A 5288-nucleotide genomic window follows, 5' to 3' on the forward strand; every position below is an offset into this window, starting at 1 on the left:
AGCCGAATGGCTGGGTATTTATACCCCTTGCGGGGTATTCACCCCGCAAGGGGGTGTTAAACAGAGTATCACCCAAGCTTGCTTGGGTGATTTTTTAATTACATAATAAAGGGTTAAGACATTTAAGAAAGGGCATTTATACCGTAGATAAATGATACTAATATCTAAAGATAAGTATCATTAAACATTACGGACATTGAGATGAATAAGTTATCAGCCCAGCGTTGTTTAGTTTAAGGATTAAACAAGTGAGGTTTATAAATCCAAACATCCTCTCATTTGTTAATGGCACTAATGGTTAAGACTAGAAGTGCCATTAAAAAAAATGAGGATAGAAGAATCTTATATTTGGTGATGAGTAGGTGAAGCTTTACAAATTATATTTTTTTAAGGGTCATGACAACTTAAGCGACTCTTTTCTGAACATTTCAAGCAAAATCTTATAAAGATTTTGCTTGCGATTATTGAATCTAAATTCACATTCTTTCAAATGTAAATTAAACATATTTTTATTCATTCTTGCTATGATGTACTCTAAAATGCTTCTTATAGCCAAAATCTACTAAACCATTATACCCTCGCCAACCATCAGAATGAATGACGCTTTCAATACTAATTTTACCCTTGATAATCCTTTGTAGGGTAGTACTTTTGCAGTTTGGAATAATCTCAGTATAAACCTTATCACCTCTTTTTAGCAAGCCAAAAACAATGGTTTTCCGCGGACGCGCCGTGCGCCAAAATAGCTTTCATCGACTTCAATCTGTCCCACTAGTGGGGCAGATTGAAGTATGGATAGTTCTACAATTCTAAGCCTAATAGCGGTTAAATATTTGTTGATTGTTTGTCTGCTCAATCCTGTTAATTCCTTGACTTGAACTGCGTTCAAATCAAGAGAAAAATACTTAATTATTTCTCTAAATTTCTTCTCTGAAATACGGGAACGATTTACATACTTGTTTTTTTACTTTCATAACGGTACTTTAACATGATTTTAAATATGCTTAAGTTGTCATGACCCATTATTTTTTAAGTTGTCTACATGTAGACAATTATTTAAGTAATTTTTAATGAGTTACTTTGCTATTCAAAAAAATCTGTTTTTTCACGTAAGTAATGTCTTGCAAGCAAAGCTGGCCTATCTGCCCCAATAATAAATTTTTTGCTAATTGCTTCTAATTCGATCGCACTAATTTTAAAAGAGACTACGATATTTTTAACTTCATTGCTAGGTATTTTTTTTCTCGTACTGGCAGCATTTTTATGGTTTATCTTTTTATTCGTAGAATCAAATACATGTTCTTTAGACGTATTTGATGTAATTCCTTTGTTAAGCGCTTTATTTAGATTCATGGTTTAATCCTATGGCAGTGTATAAGCTATCAAATTGTTTTGCTGGAGTTTTATATGCTTGCCCTCCAAAAGGTACCGAAGATAGTTTTTTAATGGAAATTTCTTCTCTAATGATATTTTCATAGCCTTTTGAGTATTTCAATGGTAATACTAGCAGGTCTCCATTTGTATTCTCTTGAACGTATGCTTGAATTTCTTTAAATGATTTAGATTTGGTCCAGTCATCGCCAAATATATCATTTACTCCTTGTTTTTCGAGCTTGGTAGCAACAACTATGATTTTTATTATTCCTCTAAATGTTTCTGTAAAAAGATAAGAAAGGTGTGAGACAGCTACCTAACACCTAAACTGGGCATATGCAGCACTCACAACATTTGGAATACTGGCAGCATCGAGCAGACCAAGCATGGCTTTAAAATTCACACGACATGAACCACCAGCCGATACGCGACTACCAAGTGGGTTAATATTTGTGGCTGCAGATTGGATAAGAGTTGAAATCTCCCTAGGCGAAAAGTTTTGAATCATTTGATCATAGTATCTCACTACTGCGTTAGATACGCCGTAACCATTTCCGACCCTACAACAACCAACCGTTTGTACAAATTGCTCTTGCGCAGTTTCTGAAACTGCGCCTTGAGTTGATAGTTCTAATAATCGTTCAGCAAAAGCTGGTTCATTATAAAAATTATTCGTCCCATTATGCACATCCCAGAGGCGACTTATTGCACGAGTGAATATGTGATGCTGTTCTGACTCATTCAGTAAGCCAAGTAAACTTAGTTTTTCAAAAAACTGGAGTGATGCAGCATGTTTATCTTGATAGCCATTAGCAACATATTCGGTATGACTATTTATTAATTCAGATTTTATTGAAGCATTAAATGCATTTAATAAGCCCTCACAAAGATCAATAGAATTTAGTCGCGCTTGCTCAGGTGTATTTGGGTCGCAATAAATGCCATGTGCCATAGTCACAAGCATTTGCCGCTGGGCATCATGAGTTTCAGTGAGTCGCTGAACCCATATATTACATTGCTGTGCATTAAACCTTGGGCCTTTGACCGCAGATATAAACGCACCAATATCTACTCCTCTTGGTAAGGCAGAATCTGCCAACGCATACCGAACACAGCGGTTTAAGAATGTTGTAAATTCTCTATCATTAATTTTTCCAAGGGTTGGGTGTGCTGCAGAAAAATTATTTCTAACATCTCGACATTGATCTAGGAAAAAGAAACCGTCTTCATCTATGATGTTAAGCTTTAAACATAACTCCAACAACCTACTATCTTGTAGTTCGAGTAAATGTTTTTCTTCAAAATCATTTTGTTTTATTTGAGCTACAACAGGCAAACTAAATGTTCTAATTTTATCTCGTAAATGGAGAACTGCCGCACTCCAAATGTAATTCATTGCACCATCAAATAATCCTGTGCTAACAGCGACACACATTCTTGCAATTAACTCACCTCGCAATGCCTTCGGTATTTCTCTAAGCTCTCTTGGTAGATCACGCCATGCGTATTCAATTTCTTCGGTACTCGCCAATGCAGTTCTTGGGATTCCGAGAGCTGCCGTAAGCTGCTCTAGCGCAGGAAGCACCGTTGCAGGAAGGGCTGGCAACGCTGGTTCTTCCCTAACGATTATTTCGTTCATACTTTGTTTCCGTGATTCATGATTCGTTTTTCAGCTAACGCCAAAATAAGCGGCGGATAAAAGGGGCGTGGCTTTTGCGCAAGCAAAAGGCGTGACGCTTTTTGCTGTCCGCTGGATGGGCCTTGTTAGGCGCATATGTTCTTACGCTTAAACAACTGCAATAAGCCTTTTATTGTTATAAATCAGTTTGTTGTGCGGTTTTTAAGGGTTGACTAATTACTTTCTAACCATAAATTTCCTGAATTATTTTTTTTACACGGGCCGTAATCTTTTGCTGCATTAAACATATGACTCAGGTGAAGTGCATTTTTTTTATCAGGGTTGTAATTATGACAACCAAAACACCCTCTATTTGTTGTAGGATGCTCTATGTCGAACCATTTTGGGTTCTGCACATAGGTTTCCATAGAGGAATTTGATAAAAGGCTTGATCCACCTATCTCATTTTCCCATGTAGGTGGAACCTTGCCATCAGTAGAAAAAGGGTTAATAGATTGCGTCCAGGCACTGCCTACTAAAAAATAGTTACTCCATACAGAGTTTTTTGCTTGGTACACACCTGTCATGCCAGCATTCAATGCTTTAATATCGCTTATTACCGATAGCCCAGCTTTTGCTAAAAATCCAGCACCATAAGGTGTTTTTCTGCATACTTGGGTTGGTTTTCCAGTTACATGCACATTCGTTGGCTGAGAATAATTAGAATTATATAAATTCCAATTAGACTCACCATCTGTTTTTATATTATCACAATCAGGTGCATTGTTTTTGTGTTCAAAAGATGTCCAAATCCATTCTGGGTGTTTTGGGGTTTTCCTGACTATATGCATTCCTAATAAAGCAAGTTGTGTATTTTTTAAAAGCCTTCCATTAAGCATAATATCTCGATGAATAGTGAAAAATTTTGACGCATCATCACCAGGAACAAGTATTTTCCAAGATGTTTTGGTTTCTATTGAGCCTGGTGAGATGTCAAATTTGCGTAATTTTGAATCAATTTCATCGATACATTGGCTATTGTTTAATTGGTTGGATACTATATTACTATAGAATTTTTTATTTACACTTTGTTGATAAAAAATTGGATTTTGATTCCAATCATTTAGCGGGAGATTTAAGCCTGCTTGTTTTGTATTTGAAAAAATAAGATTTTTACTACCATCAAGATCCCAAGCCTCAGGGTTTTCTTTAAATATTCGCTCCTTTGGCATCATTTCTAAAAAGCGAGGTTTTTCACTAACCCCTGTAGTAGTTAAAAATGCAAAAGATTGCCAAGCAAATTTGTGGAATTTACATATTATATCTAATTTTCCAGTTGCTACTGGATCTGTTGGTAGTAATGGATTGTTAACCCAGCTTTCATCTGCCGAACAGTCAAGTAATTTATTTTGCTTATAATGTTCTAAACTATCCTTGTTATTTTTTATGTTTTTATATAAAGAAAAAACTTTATTGTGCATTTCTTCAAAAGTCAGCACTAACTTCACATCTGTACATAGCGATGCACCTAGGTTTCTGGTATCTTTTTTTCTTGCTTTACAGCCATATCCTGCTCCATCCATTGATCCATTATTTGCAATTCTGACAATACCCCAATAAGGCAGTTTATTACATATATCTTGCTTTTTGTTTACTTCTTCAAATGTAATTAATCGCTGGCTTGAGGGGCAGGTGTTATTTCCTGGAACTACTGTTATATCTGCATAAGTAATAGCTCCAAAAGTAACCATATAAAGGAGAAATATATTTACTAAAACTTTTACAATGTTTTCCATGATTTATTTAGGGTTAAAAATAAGCTTATCTTAATAGATTGTTATATTTTACGATGAGAATTTTCTTAATATAATATTTTAACTAAAGGGATAATAATGATAGCACTAACTATATTTAAATAAAAGCCTAACAAAAAAAATCCAATAAAATATCAATTCCTATTCTCCATATAAATCAATGCAGCCACTAAAAAACTTCAAAAAGACAAGATAAAGTGCAAAAAAAATGAGAGAAAATTATGAAAAAAGTGACCTACTCTGGATTATCTTATAGAGACCTTTGCATAATTCATAATTCCCCATCCTATTTTCAACCCTTGCAATTTTTCAAAAAAATAGCTCAAAATTTCCGTATTTTTCCATAAAAATCTAAAAAACACCTTGTTTGTCTGATTTTTTTAGCCTTATTTCTCTCTTTTTAGCCTTTTTTACTCACTGGATGTAATAATCCCTTAGGCTTTTTAATCGCTGCATTTCTTTAAAAATATTCATGCCAGTTG

At 34.8% G+C, this 5288-nt stretch carries 3 protein-coding genes and 1 pseudogene; all 4 read right to left on the reverse strand.

Annotated elements, in window-relative coordinates:
• Positions 1-394: 394 nt before the first annotated feature.
• The 4 genes and pseudogenes from BTHERMOSOX_RS08940 to BTHERMOSOX_RS08955 all read right to left on the reverse strand — a co-directional run bounded on the left by BTHERMOSOX_RS08940 (position 395) and on the right by BTHERMOSOX_RS08955 (position 4788).
• Positions 395-937, reverse strand: a pseudogene (locus BTHERMOSOX_RS08940) (IS1595 family transposase).
• A gap of 146 nt (positions 938-1083) precedes the next feature.
• Complete coding sequence (locus tag BTHERMOSOX_RS08945; protein WP_138120732.1) at positions 1084-1353, reverse strand: hypothetical protein; 270 nt, start codon at positions 1351-1353, stop codon at positions 1084-1086.
• Positions 1354-1690: 337 nt separating this feature from the next.
• A complete protein-coding gene (locus tag BTHERMOSOX_RS08950) occupies positions 1691-3013 on the reverse strand; it encodes a hypothetical protein (protein ID WP_138120733.1) in 1323 nt (440 codons plus the stop codon).
• Positions 3014-3225: 212 nt separating this feature from the next.
• Complete coding sequence (locus BTHERMOSOX_RS08955; protein WP_138120734.1) at positions 3226-4788, reverse strand: hypothetical protein; 1563 nt, start codon at positions 4786-4788, stop codon at positions 3226-3228.
• Positions 4789-5288: the final 500 nt, after the last annotated feature.

This window comes from Bathymodiolus heckerae thiotrophic gill symbiont (assembly GCF_900128515.1).
Lineage (GTDB): Bacteria > Pseudomonadota > Gammaproteobacteria > PS1 > Pseudothioglobaceae > Thioglobus_A.